Origin of the sequence: Synechococcus sp. R55.2, assembly GCF_047462075.1 — a bacterium.
Lineage (GTDB): Bacteria > Cyanobacteriota > Cyanobacteriia > Thermostichales > Thermostichaceae > Thermostichus.
This window is the reverse complement of record NZ_JANSIH010000396.1, coordinates 1-18,679: the sequence shown is the minus strand read 5'-3', so window position 1 is coordinate 18,679 and position 18,679 is coordinate 1. Positions and strand designations below refer to the sequence as shown.

Annotated in this window: 13 protein-coding genes and 1 pseudogene; 5 read left to right on the top strand and 9 right to left on the bottom strand. The window is 58.9% G+C overall.

Annotated elements, in window-relative coordinates; genetic code table 11:
• Positions 1 to 15 precede the first annotated feature (15 nt).
• The 3 genes from NW838_RS12785 to fbp form a co-directional block, all read right to left on the bottom strand.
• Positions 16 to 372: a tetratricopeptide repeat protein gene (locus tag NW838_RS12785; protein WP_414428153.1), complete on the bottom strand. Its 357-nt coding sequence runs from the start codon at positions 370 to 372 to the stop codon at positions 16 to 18.
• A gap of 193 nt (positions 373 to 565) precedes the next feature.
• Positions 566 to 2,119: a glucose-6-phosphate dehydrogenase gene (gene zwf, locus NW838_RS12780; RefSeq protein WP_414355453.1), complete on the bottom strand. Its 1,554-nt coding sequence runs from the start codon at positions 2,117 to 2,119 to the stop codon at positions 566 to 568.
• Between the two features lie 37 nt (positions 2,120 to 2,156).
• Positions 2,157 to 3,155, bottom strand: coding sequence for a class 1 fructose-bisphosphatase (gene fbp, locus NW838_RS12775; RefSeq protein ID WP_011433573.1), 999 nt, complete (start codon positions 3,153 to 3,155; stop codon positions 2,157 to 2,159).
• A gap of 358 nt (positions 3,156 to 3,513) precedes the next feature.
• Here fbp and ilvD point away from each other — a divergent pair, with 358 nt between their 5' ends.
• Positions 3,514 to 5,211, top strand: a complete 1,698-nt coding sequence (gene ilvD, locus NW838_RS12770; protein WP_414428155.1) for a dihydroxy-acid dehydratase — start codon at positions 3,514 to 3,516, stop codon at positions 5,209 to 5,211.
• 175 nt (positions 5,212 to 5,386) lie between these two features.
• Here ilvD and NW838_RS12765 read toward each other — a convergent pair whose 3' ends face one another.
• From NW838_RS12765 to NW838_RS12755, 3 genes are all read right to left on the bottom strand, one after another.
• Entirely contained in the window at positions 5,387 to 7,387 is a 2,001-nt protein-coding gene (locus tag NW838_RS12765) for a PhoX family protein (protein ID WP_414428152.1), read from the bottom strand.
• 349 nt (positions 7,388 to 7,736) lie between these two features.
• Positions 7,737 to 9,146, bottom strand: a complete 1,410-nt coding sequence (locus NW838_RS12760; protein WP_414428154.1) for a DUF2079 domain-containing protein — start codon at positions 9,144 to 9,146, stop codon at positions 7,737 to 7,739.
• Between the two features lie 230 nt (positions 9,147 to 9,376).
• Positions 9,377 to 10,510, bottom strand: a complete 1,134-nt coding sequence (locus tag NW838_RS12755; protein ID WP_414355457.1) for an anhydro-N-acetylmuramic acid kinase — start codon at positions 10,508 to 10,510, stop codon at positions 9,377 to 9,379.
• A 109-nt stretch (positions 10,511 to 10,619) separates the two neighbouring features.
• On the opposite strand from NW838_RS12755, the gene NW838_RS12750 reads away from it, so the two are divergent.
• The 3 genes from NW838_RS12750 to fmt all read left to right on the top strand — a co-directional run bounded on the left by NW838_RS12750 (position 10,620) and on the right by fmt (position 14,202).
• Positions 10,620 to 12,344: an electron transfer flavoprotein gene (locus NW838_RS12750; protein WP_414428151.1), complete on the top strand. Its 1,725-nt coding sequence runs from the start codon at positions 10,620 to 10,622 to the stop codon at positions 12,342 to 12,344.
• Between the two features lie 160 nt (positions 12,345 to 12,504).
• Complete coding sequence (locus NW838_RS12745; RefSeq protein ID WP_414428150.1) at positions 12,505 to 13,209, top strand: hypothetical protein; 705 nt, start codon at positions 12,505 to 12,507, stop codon at positions 13,207 to 13,209.
• Positions 13,210 to 13,233: 24 nt separating this feature from the next.
• Positions 13,234 to 14,202 (top strand): methionyl-tRNA formyltransferase, encoded by a 969-nt coding sequence (fmt, locus tag NW838_RS12740; RefSeq protein ID WP_414428149.1) that lies wholly within the window; start codon positions 13,234 to 13,236, stop codon positions 14,200 to 14,202.
• Positions 14,203 to 14,309: 107 nt separating this feature from the next.
• On the opposite strand, the gene radC is transcribed toward fmt, so the two are convergent.
• Genes radC through NW838_RS12725 form a run of 3 tightly spaced genes read right to left on the bottom strand, consistent with a single transcriptional unit; the run spans position 14,310 to position 17,848 of the window.
• The gene (gene radC, locus NW838_RS12735; protein WP_414428148.1) at positions 14,310 to 15,041 is read right to left on the bottom strand and encodes a RadC family protein; all 732 of its coding nucleotides are present in this window, start codon (positions 15,039 to 15,041) and stop codon (positions 14,310 to 14,312) included.
• Positions 15,042 to 15,048: 7 nt separating this feature from the next.
• On the bottom strand, positions 15,049 to 16,794 hold the full coding sequence (locus NW838_RS12730) for an ArnT family glycosyltransferase (RefSeq protein WP_414428147.1): 1,746 nt from the start codon (positions 16,792 to 16,794) through the stop codon (positions 15,049 to 15,051).
• On the bottom strand, positions 16,787 to 17,848 hold the full coding sequence (locus NW838_RS12725; RefSeq protein ID WP_414428146.1) for a CIA30 family protein: 1,062 nt from the start codon (positions 17,846 to 17,848) through the stop codon (positions 16,787 to 16,789). Before NW838_RS12725 ends, NW838_RS12730 begins: the two co-directional genes overlap by 8 nt.
• A gap of 120 nt (positions 17,849 to 17,968) precedes the next feature.
• Here NW838_RS12725 and NW838_RS12720 point away from each other — a divergent pair.
• Positions 17,969 to 18,679 (top strand): annotated as a pseudogene (locus NW838_RS12720) (RNA-guided endonuclease TnpB family protein); the annotation flags it as partial.

Here is an 18,679-nt window from a genome sequence, read left to right as displayed (position 1 = left end):
AGATGTGTTTAAGAGTCAGTGATGAGTCAGGGCGCGGGCCTTCTGCAACGAGGCAATCGCCTGCTCCAAGTCCCCCAGTTCTAGGTGGACGTTGCCCAAAACATAGAGCAGCTCTGAGGAGTTGGGCACCATGGCCACGGCCAGTTGCAGGCGGCGCAGCGCTTCTTCCGTCTGGCCAAACTGGGCTAACCGCAGCGAGTCGGTGGCCAGTTGCAGCGCTTGGGCCTGCATCAAGCCCCCATTGGGCAAAGGGATGTGCAGCAACACCTGGGCCTGGGCAGAGCTCCACCCTCCCATCCCCAACACAACTGCCAGGCCCACCGACAAGGCTTGCCAGGGCCGGATGGATAACCGAAATAACAGTGGCGGCATGATACCCACGCGATAAACAGGCCATGCCCATGTTAGCTGCAACAGCCGGGGATCCCTACGTCTTGGTGTTCTCTTCTGCAGCGGCCATTTGAAAGGGCTCTTGAGCTGCTCATGCTCTTCTGCCTGTTGCTGAGGGTGCCCCGGCTTACACAGAGGTGGATAGGCCATGGTTTACCAGCCGAGAGCAGCCAAATCAGAGGCGCCGCCACCGCCGCCCCGATTGGGTGAGCAGATCTTCGGCAGCCTTTGGCCCCCAAGTGCCGGCCTCATAGGTGAACAGAGGCGGTGCAGCACCGCCGCCATTGCCGCTGCCGGGCTCAGACTCCCAGGCCGATAACACCGGCGTCACCACCCGCCAGGCCGCTTCAACCTCATCGGCACGGGTAAACAGCGTTGGATCTCCCAACAGACAATCCAGGAGCAGGCGATCGTAAGCATCCGGTGTACTCGCTCCAAAGGCAGTCCCATAGCGGAAATCCATATCCACCGAGCGGGTGCGGATCTCTGGCCCCGGCATCTTGGCCTCAAAGCGCAACGAGATGCCCTCATTGGGTTGGATGCGCAGTACCAGGATGTTGGGACTCACCTCCCGAGCTGCCGATTGGAACAGGGAAAGGGGCACCTGCTTAAAGTGAATGGCCACCTCCGAAACCTTCTTGGGCAGGCGTTTCCCAGTGCGCAAGTAGAAGGGCACCCCCTTCCACCGCCAGGTGTCACACTCCAGTCTCAGAGCGACGTAGGTGGGGGTTTTGGACTGGGGATTGACATTGGGCTCCTGCCGATAGCCCAGCACCGGCTTGCCGGCGATCCAGCCAGGGCCGTACTGCGCCCGCACCGCTGCGGCTGCCACATTGCGGGTATCGGCTAGGCGGGTGGCCTGCAGCACCTTGGTTTTTTCGTTGCGCACCCCATCGCTGCGCAAAGAGACGGGCGGCTCCATGGCTGTGAGGCAATAGACCTGCATCAGGTGGTTCTGCACCATGTCCCGCAGGGCGCCGGCAGCATCGTAGTAGCCGGCTCGATCCTCCACCCCCACGGTTTCCGCTACGGTGATCTGCACATGGTCGATGTAGTTGCGGTTCCAGAGGGGCTCAAAAATGGCGTTGGCAAAGCGGAAGACCAGCAAATTCTGCACCGTCTCTTTGCCCAAGTAATGATCGATGCGGTAGACCTGCTCTTCCTGGCAAATCCGCTGCAGGATGCGGTTGAGCTCCTGGGCCGAGGTGAGATCGTGGCCGAAGGGCTTTTCGATCACCACCCGCGTTTTGGTCGGATCGGCCACCATACCGGCTGCCCCCAACTGTTGGATGGCCTGAGCATAAAAGTCCGGCGCCACCGCCAGATAGAACACCCGGTGGCCACGGGTGCCCCGCTCCTCATCCAACTGGCTGAGCAGTTGCTTCAGGCGAAGATAGCCTTCTGGATCCCCGATATCCAGGCGGCAATAGAACAGGCGGCTGGCGAAGTCCTGCCAGAGGGCCTCCGGCCCCAAGTCCTGGGGGGCAAACTCCTGCACGGCAGCCCGCATCTTTTCCCGATAAACCTCGTGAGTCCAATCGCGGCGGGCCACCCCCACCAAAGTAAACTCCGGCGGCAGCCGCCGCTGCCCAAACAGCCGGTAGTAGGCCGGGATCAGCTTGCGGGCGGCCAGATCCCCAGAAGCGCCAAACTGCACCACAATGCAGGGATCCGGGGTGCGTTCTTGGTTGAGACCAACGCGAAGGGGGTTTTCTGCCAGGGTTACCATAGGCCAGCTTGGCTCAAAGAGAAGGATTGGGAAGAACCTAGGGCACCAGAGAACCCTCTAGGCAGCGCAGCACTTCTTCCACGTTCTCGCGGCTGCCGATGATAAGGGGCACCCGTTGGTGGAGAGATTGGGGGACGATGTCTAGGATGGCCTCGGTGCCAGTGGTGGCCGCCCCGCCCGCCTGCTCGGCCAGAAAAGCCAGGGGGTTGGCCTCGTACATCAGGCGCAGCTTGCCCTCCGGTTTTTTCTGGGTGCCGGGATAGAGGTAAACTCCGCCCTGCAGGAGAATGCGGTGAAAATCCGCCACCAGAGCGCCGCTGTAACGGGAGATGTAGCCATCGCGGCGGTGAACATACCGGACATAGTTCTGGATCCCTTCGCTCCACTGGCAAAAATAGCCCTCGTTGAGGCTGTAGACGGAGCCGCGTTCAGGAATGCGGATGTCGCTGCGGGAGAGGATAAATTCCCCCAAGCTGGGATCCAACGTAAAACCGTGTACCCCCTTGCCGACGGAATAGACCAGTTGGGTGCTGGGGCCGTAGAGAATATATCCCGCAGCCAGTTGGCGACGGCCCGGTTGCAGCAGGTCTTGGTTGTCCGCTTCCGGGCGATCCTCAAGAGGGTGAAGGACGGAGAAGATGGAGCCGACGCTGAGGTTGGCGTCAATGTTGGAGGATCCATCCAGGGGATCGATCATCAGGGCCAGGCGGCTGAGGGAGCAGTTTTCCGGCAGGCGAGCCGGGGTTTTCATCTCTTCCGAGACCAGCCGACACACCAGGCCCGTTTGCTCCAAAGCGCGAATGAAGGCCCGGTTGGCATAGTCATCCATCTGTTGCTGTTCTTCCCCTTGGACATTGAGGCTGCCGGTAACCCCCAGCGCCCCTTCGATCAGTCCTGCCTGACTCAGCCGCCGGGCGATCATCTTGCCGGCCAGGGCAATGCGGTTCATCAGGGCGCTGAAGTCTTGGGCCTCTGCCGTAAAACTGCCAAACTGCTGTAAAACATGACGGGAGAGGGTGAGCACATCCCGCAACATCTCCCGTGAGGACTCCGTCCCGCTAACGCGGTCGGCACTGCTGGGCACTGCAGGCGAGGGGAGGGGAGAGCTGAGAACCATACGAGGCTTCGCCAACACGAAGGGGAAACACCAACACCCAGGATCCCTGGCCCCCATGTCTTGACTCGGTCTCGCTAACGCGATTGGAACCTGGGATCCCTTCTATTAGGTAGGCTGGCCGATTCCTGGCGCAGGTGCAGACAACTTACAGAGTTGCTTCAGATTTGGTTTGGATCCCTCTTTCCGGGAAAGCTCATGTTCCCCCGAAGAAACGCGGTAGGATGAGTTCTACCCCTTTTCTCCTCTCCCTACTTCGTCCCGGTTTCCTCTTGCAATGATGGCCAATTCCCCTTTCCCGCTGCGCAGCCAAGTGGTTACCCAGGGAGTACAGCGCTCCCCCAACCGCGCCATGCTCAGAGCCGTGGGCTTTCGCGACGAAGATTTCGGCAAGCCCATCGTCGGCATTGCCAACGCCCACAGCACCCTCACCCCCTGCAACATCGGGATCCAAACTCTGGCGGAGCGGGCGGAGGCGGCTTTGAGAACGGCGGGCTGTATGCCCCAGGTGTTCGGCACCATCACCATTAGCGACGGCATCTCGATGGGCACGGAGGGGATGAAATACTCCCTGGTGTCGCGGGAAGTGATTGCCGATTCCATCGAGACGGTGGTCAACGGCCAGAGCATGGATGGCCTCTTGGCCATCGGCGGCTGCGACAAGAATATGCCGGGGGCGATGATTGCCATGGCCCGCCTCAATGTGCCCTCGATCTTCGTCTACGGCGGCACCATCAAGCCGGGTCACTACAATGGCCGCGACCTCACCATCGTGAGCGCTTTTGAAGCCGTAGGGGAGTTCAGTGCCGGGCGCATCTCCGAGGAAGAGCTGCTGGCGGTGGAGCGCCATGCCTGTCCCGGTGCCGGATCCTGCGGCGGCATGTACACGGCCAACACCATGTCCAGCGCGTTTGAGGCTATGGGGATGAGTCTGCCCTACTCCTCCACCATGGCTGCAGAAGACGAAGAGAAAGCCGAAAGTGCCGCCCAATCGGCCAAGGTCTTGGCAGAGGCCATCAAAGCCAACATCCGCCCGCGAGATATCATCACCCGCAAAAGCATTGAAAATGCCATCTCGGTGATCATGGCCGTAGGGGGATCCACCAACGCCGTGCTCCACTTTCTGGCCATTGCCCATGCGGCAGAAGTGCCCCTGACGCTAGATGATTTCGAGACCATTCGTGCTCGCGTGCCTGTCCTCTGCGATCTCAAGCCTTCAGGACGGTTTGTGGCCACCGATCTGCACCGAGCCGGCGGGATCCCCCAGGTGATGAAAATGCTGCTCAACCACGGCCTGCTGCACGGGGACTGCCTCACCATCTCCGGCCAGACCATCGTCGAAGTCCTGCGGGATGTGCCGGACGAGCCTAGCCCGGATCAGGAGGTGATCCGCCCTTGGCACAGCCCCCTGTATCCCCAAGGGCATCTGGCCATCCTCAAGGGGAATCTGGCTCCCGAAGGAGCAGTAGCCAAGATTACCGGCGTCAAGAACCCGAAAATTACCGGGCCGGCGCGGGTCTTCGATTCAGAGGAGTCCTGCCTGCAGGCCATCCTCTCCGGCCAGATCCGAGCAGGGGATGTGGTGGTGATCCGCTACGAAGGCCCCAAAGGTGGCCCCGGCATGCGGGAGATGCTCTCGCCCACTTCGGCCATCATCGGCGCCGGCTTGGGGGATAGCGTTGGCCTGATCACCGATGGCCGCTTCTCCGGCGGCACCTACGGCATGGTGGTGGGCCATGTGGCTCCCGAAGCCTATGTGGGGGGCACGATTGCCCTGGTGGAGGAAGGGGATCTCATCACCATTGATGCCCCGGCTCGCCAGTTGCACTTGCATGTGAGCGAAGAAGAGCTGGCCCGCCGCCGCGCCCGCTGGTCTCCTCCTGAGCCTCGCTACAAACGGGGCACCCTAGCCAAGTACGCCAAGCTGGTCTCCAGCAGCAGCCTGGGGGCAGTGACGGATTTAAACCTGTGGGATTAATTTCCCTCACCCCCGGCTCGTCTCCCAGAGGGAGAATTGGTACTTGAGAGATAGCTCCAGATTCCTGACCCTGCAGGGATCAGCCTTGCTGGGTTAAGTGCAAGAAAGCGGCAGAGATGAAGGATCCCTGCCGCCTGATTGCGTGATGCGGTTGATAATGAGGATTCAGCGCCGATTAAGTGCCGATGATCCCGCCGTCATTTTTGGTGATCACCACCACCGCCGAGCGGGGGTAGAGATTGGGGTCGTAGTCTGGCCAGCGGGAATCGACCTTGCCGGCAGCAAAGTCGTCCTCGCTGGTGCTGGCGCCTGGGTGCTGCACGTTGATGAACATGGTGCGCTGATCGGGAGTGGTGACCACACCGGTGATCTCCTGCCCAATCGGCCCGGTTAAAAAGCGGCGAATTTCCCCTGTATCCGGATCGGCAGCCAACATTTGGTTATTGCCAAAAGGAGCAAAATCCCCTTGGTTGAGATTGCTTTCGCTGGTGTCGGTCTGGATCCAGAGGCGACGGCTGGCATCGAACCACAGACCATCGGGAGAGTTGAAGATGTTGTCTTCATTGAGGGGCTGGCCCGATAGCTTGCGGCTATCTTCCGGCGGCCCGGCCAAGACAAAGAGATCCCACTCAAAGCGGGTGGCTTGAGGCCGGTCGTTGGCTTCCTTCCAGCGGATGATGTGGCCCCACTTGTTTTTGGGACGGGGGTTGGCAGCGTTCACCTGGTCTTGTTCCCGACGGCTGTTGTTGGTCAGGGTGAAGTAGACCATGCGGGTTTGCGGATCCACCGCTCCCCACTCAGGCCGGTCCATTTTAGTAGCACCGACAAAATCCGCCGCCGTGCGGGTATTCACCAACACGTCTGCTTGGCTGGTGAAGCCGTTTTCCGGGGTCAGGCCGTTTTTCCCAAACACCAGCGGCAGCCACTCGCCCGTGCCATCTTCGTTGAACTTGGCCACATACAGGGTGCCATTGTCCAACAGATGTCCACCCGCCGTTTCCTTGCGGTAGGGCTCGGCAGAGACGTACTTGTAGATGTACTCAAAGCGGGCATCATCCCCCATGTAGGCCACAATCGGCTGGCCTTCCACCGGCGGCTGAAACACCACGCCTTCGTGGGCGAAGCGGCCCAGAGCGGTGCGCTTCTTGGGAGTGCTGCTGGGATCAAAGGGATCGATCTCCACCACCCAGCCAAAAGTGTTGGGCTCATTGCGGTAGTCTTGAGTGGCATCCGCAGCGGTGGGGGTGGCATTGAAGCGGATGAACTCGTCTGCCTTGTTGCTGGCCAGCTCCCAGCCGTAGCGAGAAGTCTCGGTGCTCACGCCGTAGCGCTTGTGCTCCCGGGGCAGGTTGGGCTTTTGGTCGGGGCCTTTGCTGGTGTTGCTGAAGTAGCCAGCCCAGTTCTCCTCACAGGTGAGGTAGGTATTCCAGGGAGTGACGCCGTGGGCGCAGTTGTTCAAAGTACCCCGGGTCATTGTGCCTTCAGGGCTGAACTTGGTTTTCACGAAGTCGGATCCCCGCACCGGGCCGTGGATCTCCATGAGGGTAAGACCGGTGATGCGGCGGTTGAGGCGATCCCGCACCACTTCCCAACTGCCGTCTCCCTGCTGCTTGATGTGGACAATGCTCACCCCGTGGCCATTCAGCTCTTTCAGCACCTGATCGGGATCGCGGGTGCCGTCAGGATTGGTGGGATACAGGTCGGAATCCAGCTTTTGGCCCACAGCCGCAGCATGCATAAACCGAGGCTCAACGTACTCGTGGTTAAACACCAGCAAACCCTCGGTGGAGCTGCCCTGCCAGGGATCCTTCCCTTCGATGGGGAAGAAGTGCATGCCATCGTGGTGGCTGCCCACCTGCATTCCCTGCTCGGCACCGGTGTTTTCCAGCTTGAACTGTGGATAGGTGCCGGTGATGGGAGTACCCCAAGCCAGCAGCGGTCGGGCAGTGTAGCCTTCGGGCACCACCAGTTTGTCTTCCGCGCTCACAGGAATTGCCTTGAAGCCCAGCAAAGCACTGCCACTGGCGGCTTTTGCCGATTTGGAAGCACCGTTCAGCGCAGGCAAGCCAAAAAAGGTGGCCACCGCTGCAGCAATTCCCCCCTGCAACACTTGACGCCGCTGCAAACGGCTCTCCAGGATGCTGCTGAAGGTGGGGTTGGAAGAGTGGTTACACATAGGCTCGTCCCCAGGACGAAGCTTAGGGCCATGCGAATGGATACTCACGTTGACTTCTCCTCTTGTCTTGACAAGTTTTGTTTAGAAACTTGGCGAGTCTTATAAAACAGCACCTAACCCCTGCGCTACTCTATTCGCGCATGAGGATAGGCACTACAAAGTTAGTGGCTTGAAGTTAAGAGAAGACTAAGCTCAGATTAAGCCTTGCAAGTGTAAACAATTTCTTTAGATTGAAGCAGCAGTTTCTTAATCATTTGTTGCAACGAGAAGAAGACTTGGTTTAAGTCAATTAGATCAAGTGCCAATAAAGTAGTCTGCAGTCCTTAGAATTGCGATTCTTATGCGATTCTTAGAGGTCTTTTCGTAACCTAGAGAACAAATACACCCCATCTTGGTGGTACAGAAGCTGGAATTGAGTTTCCTTCTGTAAAGCTTCAATCAGGACACGGGAAAACTCTGGACTGCTGCGCCACCCCGGATGACGGGTGTTGAGCAACACATAATCAAAGGGATCCCACTGAGAGGGCGGGGATCCATTGAAGCGTCTCTCATCTGTAAAGTAGATTACAAGTCGATGGGTGAGGTGAGGGCTGATCTCGTGGGTGGTGAGGACGCCCCCTTGGGTGGTGATCTGGGCAAGAGCCTGTCGGGTTGCCTGCCAAGTGTCCAGGGAGCTGAGATAAATCGAGCCGAAAAAGGTGTATTTCCCCAAGGCCAAAAAGGCCAGCGCAGACCAGATCAGGGGCAATTTTCTATCTTTTATAAAATGGCTCTGCAAGGGATGGTTTTTCACATTCTCGATGACGGCCAAGAACAAGAAAGGAACGATAGGCAAAGCGTATTGATGTACCAGATCCCGATAGGCAGGATTGCTGGAGAGTATATTCAAGCCCAGGGTAGGCAGGGCAGGGATCCAGGGATCCCAGTGTCGCCAAGAGAGGCCCCAAGCCAAAGGCGCAACCAATAAAAATCCATAAAACAGGGTGTCCAGAGAGAAGACTTTGCTCAAAACCAGCATCGGTCTCAAGATTAAACCTTGAACAATTTCCGCAACAGAATTCCCTAGATAGTCGTAATGAGAAACGGCTGCCGGCTCGCTGCCGCTGAAGTGAGGAATGACCCCAAAAGTGGCTATCCCAAACCAAGCTGATCCTGCTGCAATTGCCGTCCAGCCGCCCACTTGGCAGCGCTGTTGCCAGCGTTCTTGAATTCGTCCTTTTTCCCAAAACAACAGCCAGACTCCCAGAGCAACAACATTGAGAGATAACACCGCCTTACAGCCAAGAATGCCGCTCAAACAGAGAAGGAACCCCCTCAATTTTCCAGAGCGAATGCAGAGCACAGCCGCCAAGAAAAGAGGAACAGCTATGACCTCTGGATGAAAATCAAAAAGGTTGGCGTTAAAAATGGCCGGGTAGAGAAGATAGGCCCCGGCAATCACCATTGCTTGGCTGGGATCGACCTTGGCCTGAAGTGCAAGGTGATAAATAGCCAATGCTCCCAAGGTTAACGCCAGGGATTGGAGCCCAAACAGCCAATAGACCGAGGGGACAATGCGGTACAAAAAGCTGATGGGATAGAGAATAAAGGCTGCGTGGTCTCCCAAGATGTGGATCCCTCGAATGGTCGAAAACGGAACCTCTCCCCGACTGATTAGATAGATGGATTGGTCGAAGATGCCAAGATCATATCCTCCAGACTGAAACAGGTGATGCCGGACAACACTACAGCCAAAGAGAATGAAGAAATTAAAAATCATGATTGCCAGCAGAAGTGGAGGCAGAGGACGATCCTTCATAAGAACTAGGGCTTTTGATTTATAGATCTTGATAGATCTTGGCAAGGTAACTTTATCGCTTTTCTCAGCCTTGCGTGACATCCTAGCGAGATCTGGATTCGGCAGAGGCTCCGCCGCAATTCCGGACATTTCTCTTTCCTCGGGAGTATGAGGAATGGCTCAAGCTTGTTGGAGATAACGATACGGATGAGTTAGGACTGGTTACGACAAGAGGGTGTGATTTGGCCCAAGATGGCAGCATGTCTTGCCCCAGTTGCTTCCGGTAAATTGTTGGTCTTACCTTGCCAGGTTTTATAGGCCAATACCGCGAAGGCAAGGGCCTCTTTGGTCTTAGAAGGGATCCCCACTTGGTCGGAAGTCAACAGGGTTGTGGTCGGCAGTTGCTCCTGCAGCAGTTGCATGAGAACAGGGTTTTGGGTGCCGCCACCGCTGAGAATAACTTGATCTGGGGTCGCGGGCAAAAAGTCCCTATAGGCTTGGGCAATGGAGCAGGCTGTGAACCCCGTGAGGGTGGCAATACAGTCGTGAGCAGATATAAATTGGGTCCAAATTTGCTCCAAATAAAGGGATCCAAAATACTCTCGGCCAGTGGTTTTGGGCGGTGCCTTTTGAAAATAGGGATCCCGCATCCATTCTGCAACTTTTTCCCAGTGGACTTGGCCTTGGGCAGCCCATTTTCCATCGCGATCAAAGGCTTGTTGTCCTTGGCTGGCCCGCATCACCGCCAGATCGATCAAAATGTTGCCGGGGCCAGTGTCGAAGGCCAAGGGGGATCCCCCACTGCAGAGGCTGGGGAGATAGGTGAGGTTGGCAATGCCGCCGATGTTTTGGGCCACACGATGAAGGTGGGGATGCCTCAACAGCAGCCAATCCACAAAAGCTACCAAAGGTGCGCCTTGACCTCCTGCCGCCATGTCCCGCGCCCGAAAATTGCTCACCACCGGGATCCCGGTCAGCTCGGCAATCACCGCAGCTTCACCGATTTGCAAAGTCGAAGCTTCTGGCCCACTGGGGTTATGCCAAAGGGTTTGGCCATGGCTGCCGATGAGATCGATCTGTTGGGGGGTAAGATGGGCCGCCTGGATCCCTTGCAAGGCCGCTTCGGCAAAAGCTCGGCCCAAACGAAAGTTCAAGGCGCAGATGCGATCTACCGTGCCGGTTTTGGGATCCGCAGCCCGCAAAATCTCCGCCCGCAGCGTCGGGGAATAGGGGATTGTTTGGAAATGTATCAACTCCCACTGTAGGGAATCGTCGCCCTCGATGCCGACGATGGCTACATCGATCCCGTCTACAGAGGTGCCCGACATTAAGCCAATGACAATCATTTTGCTGGCGGCTCAACCAGAGGCTTGAGAAGGTCTAAAGTTTTGCCCCCTTTCCCCTTCCCCTTTTTAGGATACAGGCAGGGTATCCAGAGCTACCGTGTGGGGGACTATGAGTGAAGCCATCCGCTACGACCTTCTGTTGGTGGGGGGGAGTTCCTCCAACTTGATCTTGGCCCATCGCCTTTTGGATTTGGCCAAGCTATCCGGGCTAAGAATCTCCATCGCCATTTTGGAAAAAGCCCGCCAATTCGGCGGTCACATCGTCAGTGGCGCCATCTGCAATCCTCAGGTGATCGCCAAGCTCTTCCCCGATTTTGAAAGCCAAGGATTTCCCCACGAAGGCCGGGTGGAAGCCAATCACTTGAGCGTGCTGGGATCCCAACAGCGCTGGGATCTGCCGGAAGCGGTGATCCCACCCGGATTTCGCAAGCAGGGGCAGTTCATTCTCACCCTCAGCCACGTCATCCGTTGGCTGGCCGAAACCCTGCAGGAAAAAGCCAAAGGGATCCCGAACGTTACCCTGGATGTGTTCCCTGGCTTTGCCGCCCATGAAATCCTCTACGACGGGGAGCGGGTGATCGGGGTACGGGCAAGCGATTCTGGCCAAGTTTACGAAGATTGCATCTTTGCCGAACTCACCTGCTTTGGCGACAAAGGCTTCATTTCCAAAGATCTCATCGAGAAGTTTCAACTGCGCCCCAACCCGCAATTGTGGTCGGTGGGGGTCAAAGAGGTGTGGCAGATCCCCCAGTCCCTGCAGGGGCAGGTGTGGCATACCTTGGGCTACCCGGTTTTGGATGGCAGCTTCAGCGGGGGCTTTGTCTATGGCCTCAAAGACAATCGCCTGGCCTTAGGTCTGATCATCGGCCTAGACAGCAAGAACCCCAACCTTAACCCCCAGCAGCGTCTGCAGGAGTTCAAAGCTCACCCCTGGATCCAGTCCCTGATTGCCGGCGGCAAGTTGCTCAAGTACGGGGCTGCCGTGATTCCCGAAGGGGGCTACCACAGCCTGCCCACCCGGTTTGGCGTTGAGGGAGCCCTGCTGTTGGGGGATGCGCTGGGGGTGTTGGATGTGGGCAGCTTGGCCGGGGTGGATAACGCGATGGAAACCGGCTATCTGGCGGCGGGCCTCATTCACGATGGCTTCTTGAAAGGGGATCTGCGCATCCAGGCCGACTACCAAAGGGCGGTGATGGAAAGTGCAGTGGGGCAAAACCTCTACCGCAGCCGCTACTTCCGCGAGGCTTTTTTGGAAAACTCCCGCCTGCTGGAAGAATACTTGCCTCAGGTGTGCCGCAGCGTCGATGCCGGCCATCCCTGGCTGGGATCCCTGCGCTGGGGTTTACAGGATCCCGTTCGCCGCGGACGAGAAACTCTGCGCGCCTACACCCTGCTCACCGGGCGGGTCAGCCCCAGCGAGCCACCCCCGCGAGGCTATGTGGCCCCCCACGCTGCCATTCAAGCGGATTTTGTGGCCCCCACAACCTTGGCTCCCCAGGAATTGGCCTCTCGACCGGGCTATTTCTCGCGGCCCGATGCGGTTTTTTTCGCGGATCCCCGCTACCCCGAGGGTAACCGTCACATCCTGGAGTTCGACGCCGAAACCTGCCGCCGGTGCATCGCCGCCTACGACAAGCTGAATCGCCCCACCCCCTGCGTGGCCGACTGCACAGCCGAGGTACACCACATCCGCGACCAAAATGGCATCCGCTCCCATGCCATGTCTTTGGAAAACTGCATCCAGTGCCGCACCTGCGAGATCATCTGTCCCCACTTAAACTTGCGGGTCAACCCCAGCTACGAGGGATCCGGGCCGGATTTCTATGGGCTGTAGCCGTTGCTGAGGTTAACTCAGTTCGCTGCAGCTCGCCTGATCCTGGGGGTCTAGCAACTGAGGTGAATGGATCTGGCCATCTTGGCCGGCGATCCCAGGGATCCAAGCAACCTTGGAAATTGGCTAGGTTGGGTTAGGGCTTGTTGGAGATCTTTTGTCGGTGAGTGATTCTTTGGATGTCCAGGCTCCTCTGCCCGCCATTTTGGCCGATCTGCAAGAAGCTCTGGAATCCCTGGGGTTGGGCCATCTTCAGGTACAAGCGCGGCTTTCCGGCCACCGCCTGTTGCTGCGCCTAGAGGGGGATCCCTTGCCTGAGCCGAATGCTTTGCTGGAGAGCCTCTCGCCGGCCTTGGAGCAAATGGCGCTGACCCACAGGCAGCGTCAGGTGGAGCTGTTTGGCTTTCTGGCCAATGAAGGGATCCCGGAATGGCACCGCGAGTGGCGCTATCAGCCCCAGCCCAACCCCAACAGCCCTCTGTATCGCGCTCAGCGGGGGGATGGGGTAGCCATCCAGCAGGTACTGAATTACCTGTTGCGTCCAGAAGGGATCCAAGCACGGGTTCATTTCCATCCCAAGCTGGGCCTCTTGCAGGTGAACTTGCAGGCGGCAGAAGCCCCGGATCCGGATTGGGCTAGGGATTTTCTGCGGCGAGCCTTAACCCGTCTGGAATGGACTTTCTTGCAAAGGCTGCGGCTTTCCGGGCAAAAACTGGGCTCCTTTTTCCCGGCCTGGAGCCAGGAGTTCGATCTCAAACAGCCCGCCTTTTGGCAGGCCCCCCAAGTGCCCTTGACCGGGCGCTCTCCCATCGCCGAGAAGGAAAGGGTTGCCGAGCCGCCACCCCCTTCCCCTGCCGTCCTAGACTGAAGAACAGTGCTCGTCGGGGTTGGCATGCGGGTTGTTTTTTTCGGCACGCCAGAGTTTGCTCTGCCTTCGCTGCGGATCCTGTTGCAGCCGCAGTCCCCCTTTGAAGTGGTGGGATTGGTCTGCCAGCCGGATCGGCCCCAGGGGCGAGGGCAAAAGGTGCTCCCGCCCGCTACCAAAGTGTTGGCTCAAGCCCACGGGATCCCGGTGTGGCAGCCTGTCCGCCTGCGGCGGGATCCCCAAGTGCTGGCGGCTCTGGAGGCGCTGGCTGCCGATGTGTTTGTGGTGGTGGCCTACGGCCAGATCTTGCCCCTGACGGTGTTGCAGATGCCCAAGCTGGGCTGTGTGAATGTGCATGGATCCCTCCTGCCCGCCTATCGTGGCGCTGCCCCCATCCAGTGGGCTATTGCCAACGGCGAAACCGAGACCGGCGTAACCACGATGCTCATGGATGAGGGAATGGATACAGGAGCCATCCTGCTCCAGGCCAAGCTACCCATTGGGCCAGAGCAAACCAGCCTAGAATTGGCACCCCAACTGGCTCAACTGGGGGCAGAACTCTTGGTGGAAACGCTCTTGAAATTGGAGAAAGGGGAACTCACCCCTATTCCTCAGGATGGATCCCGGGCAACCTACGCCCCTTTGCTCAAAAAACAAGACTTTCACCTCGACTGGCAGCGCCCTGCCCAGGCCTTGCACAACCAAATCCGCGCCTTTTCTCCCGACTGTTTCACCAGTTTGAGGGGGCAGCGGATCAAAATTGTCCGCTCTGCCTCTCCTCAGTTGCACCCACCCCCTGGCGATCTCCCCCAAGGCAGCCCTGGCGAGGTGGTGGGATTGGACAGGGGAGAAGGAGTCTATGTAGCCACCGGAGAGGGATCCCTGTTGATCCGGCGGGCGCAGCTGCCTGGCAAAAAAGAACAGTCCGCTTGGGACCTGGTCAATGGCGGCCAGCTCAAGGTGGGAATGCGCTTTGAGCCGCTGCCCAATTCTTGAGAGCCCACACACAGGGATCCCTTGGGCGCGGCCAACCCAAAGACGGCGAACCTGTCCGTTGCCTTGATTCTACTCTCTCTCTCTGGGAGAAAGGCTGGGGGTGAAGACTACTCCGGCTGGGGAAACTCCTGCCAAAGGTTGGTGCGCTGGCGCAAGCTGAGGAACTGTCCGCCGCCCAAGATGAGGTGGTCCAAAACCGGGATCTGCAGCAGCTGCCCCGCCTGCAAGAGTTGCCGGGTAAGGGCAAGATCTTCTGGGCTGGGATCCAAGCTGCCGGAAGGGTGGTTGTGGGCCACCAGGATGCGGCTGGCTCCTTGCTTGATGGCGCTGCGGAAGGTTTCCCGCGGATGGGTGAGGGTTTCGGTGGCTGTCCCCCGGGTTACGATCTGCTGGCCAATGAGGCGGTGCTTGATATCTAGGTGCAAAACGGCAAAATGCTCCTGGGTCTCCCACATCAGGTCGCCGCTCAGGGCCATGGCTGCCTGTTCCGGCGACTCGATCACCGTGCGTTCTGGCGGACGACTCAAAAACACCCGTCGTCCCAGCTCGATGGCGGCCAACACTGTGGCTGCCTTGGCCGGGCCAATGCCTTCGATCTGGATCAGCTCTCCGGCTTCCACCTGGCGCAACTGGGCCAAGGGATCCCCTTGGGCTTCTAACTTTTTCAGGAGCAACTGGGCTAGGCCGACTGCTGAGAGTTTGCCTGGCCCCTGGCCAGTGTTGAGCAAGATGGCCAGCAGCTCGGCGTGGGAGAGGTGCCTTGCCCCTTGGCTGAGCAGCCGCTCGCGGGGACGATCTTGGGCAGGAATATCGCTGATGCGCAGCACGTACTGGCTCATCTGGGGCCTAGGGAGGAGAAGAGGTTTTTTTCAACAGCCAAAAGGGACTGCGGCGCTCGACGACCCGCCAAGATCCCAGAATGGCTGCCTGTTCGCCCTCGGGAGCTGTAAGTTCAGCTACAAAGGGATCCCAGGTAACCAGGTAGTCGGGCGCCTGCCCCTGGGCTTGCCAGTCGGCCAGCTCTTCTGGGCTGGCGGCGTAGGGAACCTGCAGCGGGCCATAAAAATAGGGTACAAAAGAGCGAAAGCCGTACAGGCCCACCGTTCCAGAGAGAGCCGGCTGGGCGTTGTTTTCGGAAGTGGCAAACTGCCGGAAAAAGTGGACGGCTCCTCCCTGGGTGTGTTGCAGCAGGCGGGGGAAGACCCAGCACCAGGCCAGTTGGGCGCTCAGTCCCGTGGCCAAGAGCAAAACTGTCCAGCCCCAAGCCCGCCGCCGTCCTCGACTCCAAAGGAGAATTCCCAGCAGCAGGATCGCGGCGGGGACGTAGGTCAACACCGGCCACTCCACCTCAGCCTGCAGGTATCCCAGCACCAAGCTGCTGGAAAAGTCGTCAGGGATGCCGGCAAAGACCCATGCTTGGACTAGCCCAGCGGGATCCTGGAATCCCAGCCAAGGCAGCAATAGCCACAGGGCCAGCCAAAACAAGCCACTGAGCAGGATCCAGGCACTTTCCCAAAAACTGGGCCCTCTTTTCTCAGCAACCAGGCGCTGCAAGCGCAGGGCAGCAAAGTAGGCCCCAATGGGGTACAGCAGCGAGGTGTAGTGAACCAGCTTGGTTTGCACCAGCAGCGAAAACAGGGCCAGCACCACCCCAAAAGCCACCAACAGCAGAGATTCTGCCCGCCGAGTCAAATCCACCGAGCCCATACTCCTGGGGATCGTCTGCAGGATCCCGGCCAAAGCCAAAGAACCCCAGGGAAAGCACCCTAGGGCAAAGGCCAACAGATGAAAATAAACCGGGCCGGGATGCCCATCTGAGCTGGTGAGGATGCGCCATTGGTAGCGCCCAAACTCTTCCACCCATTCTGGCCCCCGTTGCACCCCCTCCAACGCCAGCCAAGTGAGGGGAACAGCCACAGCTAGGCTGAGGAAAACCAGGCTCTCCCCCCATCGAAGGGGAGGATCCCGGTGCCAGACCTTGTAGCCAACCCAGATGAGCAGCGGCAACACCAACCCCACTGGCCCTTTGGCCAACACCGCCAAGCCCAGGGCCAGCGCCCCCACCGCTCTCCACCTGCGTCCAGAGTACCCGGCCCGCCAGGCCTCCTCGGCGGCCCAAAGGGATCCCAGCCCCACACCCATGCCCAGGTTGAGTAGCGGGTCGATGAGACCAGTTTTGTAAAAAAACAAGGGCAGGTAGCCCGTCAGCAGTAGGATCCCCCACAGGCACCCAAACCCCACCCCACGCAGATGGGAGCCCCACCCCACCAGCAGCGCCACCGTGATCCCGCCAGCAAAAGCATTGGGCAAGCGCGCTGCCCCTTCGTTCATCCCTAAAACAGCCATGGACAGGGTCTGCAGCCAAAAAAAGAGAGGGGGCTTCTCGAAAAAAGGCTCCCCGTTGATGGCCAACGAGAAAGGATCCCCGCTGGCCAGCATCTGCCGCGCCAAGCTGGCGTAGATCAGCTCATCCCAGTCGAACAGATAGGGGATCCCCTGCCCCCATAGGAGCCATAGCCCGGCCAAAAAACCCATCCCCAAGACCCATCCCAGGGATCCTTTGAAAGGCAAGCAGGCCGGGAACCTAAGCATGGAAGGCCGCCCATCGTTCCACCCGGCCCACATTTTGAGGCGACCGCATCAGCCGCAGCAACTGGGCTGCCAGAGCGGATCCCTCCATCTCCGCCGGAATCTCCACCCCACACCAACGGCTGGAGCTACCCTGCAGGGCAGCTATCCACTCCGGGGCAAGGGATCCCCGCGCCACCCCGATCAATTGCGGCAGAGGCTCCCGACGATACAGCCCAATCCAGCGCACGGCCAGCTGAAAGGGCCCAGGCCGGAAGCGGGGGTTTGGGCTGCCATCGGCCTCGAACTTGCTTAGCATCAGTTGCAGCGAGTAGATCTGGCGACTATTGAGAGGGGGAGCAGAAACCCGGCGGGCGCGGAACGTGGCAACCATCTCCGCAAAGGGGATCTGAACGGTCTGCTCTTCTCCCGGCGCAGTGTCGAACGCATAGCCGTAGGCGGGGCTGTCCCAGCCGCCTTGATCCCGCAGTAAGACCTTATACCGCTGCCCATCCCCTCGCAGGCGCAGCTCCAGACCGGCAAACCCCGACAAGTCCAGCGGCGGCTGCCAATTGCGGGTGCGCGTGGAAACAAACCCCCCAAAGTTGGCCGTGGAAACCTGGCCTGCGAACAGCAGCTCCTCCTTTCCCCAGAGCAGTTGGCTTTGGCTCGCCCCGCCCATCACCACATCGTCCAAAATGCCCCAAAACCGATGCAAATCCGGGTTGGGCCGGCGAAAGTCGAACAGCATCCGCTCCGTTTGCCCACTGCTGCGCAATTGCTCCAGATAAGCCTTGGCCGTTGGTGGATCCCCCAAACCTAGGATCACGGTTGCTGTCGCCCAATCTGGCGTATGGCTCACCTCCACGCCCTGCTGCCGCAGGGCCTCCGCCAACCCGTCAGGCAAACCTTCCCCCACCACCCCTATCTGGATAGCGACCGGCTCGGAAAGAGAAGGTGGCACAAAATCATCCTCCACGGCCTGGAACCCATTCTGAACCCAACGCCACACCTCCGCCAAAGGCAGGGCCTCATAGTAGGTGAGTGTGTTCCAGAACCGCCCCAGATCCCAAGGCATGAGTCTACCTCGTCTCTTCAGCTAGAAGCCGCAGGAGCCCCGCCTTCTGCCCGCAGGTCGAGGGCCGGGAAGAATCCGAGGAGAATACAATAATCAATATCAATACAATATAACAAGGCCATGACCCAAGTCCTGACCGTTTCCTGCAAGCTCAAGGTGTCTGAGTCGCAAGCCGCAAAATTGGATGCGACCTTGGATGCTTTCCTCCAGGCGTTGAACTGGGTAACCAAAACACACCCGAGAAGGTAGTTAACGCAGTCAAACTCCAATCTCTGTGCTACCACGAAATCCGTGCCTGTTTCGGCTTGTCCAGTAATTTGGCTCAACAGGTCTGCAGACAGACAGCGTCTGCCCGCAAGGTGGCACAACAGAAAAACCGCCCGGTCAAAGCGTTCAAGGGTGGCTTCGCTACCTACGACGCTCGTATCTTTTCGTTCCGCGAGAAAGACTGGACGGTGTCGCTGACCACGGTGGAGGGTCGGGAGCGCTTTGAGCTGGCGATTGGCCGCTACCAGAGAGAACGGCTGGCGGGCTCCAATCCCAAATCTGCCACTCTGGTCAAGCGCAAAGACGGTTCCTACTCCATTCAAATCTGTGTGGAAACGGAACCGTGCCCACCGCAACGCACGGATAGAGTGCTGGGCGTGGATTTGGGAAGGACGGATATTGCTCATACATCGGAAGGAGATAACTGGAATGGACAGCAGTTGAACAAAGTCCGAGACCATCACTCGCGGTTGAGGGCGGTACTTCAACGCAAAGCCAGTAAGGGCACCCGCAGTTCGCGGCGCAGATGCAGAGAACTGTTGCAACGGCTGTCTGGCAAGGAGA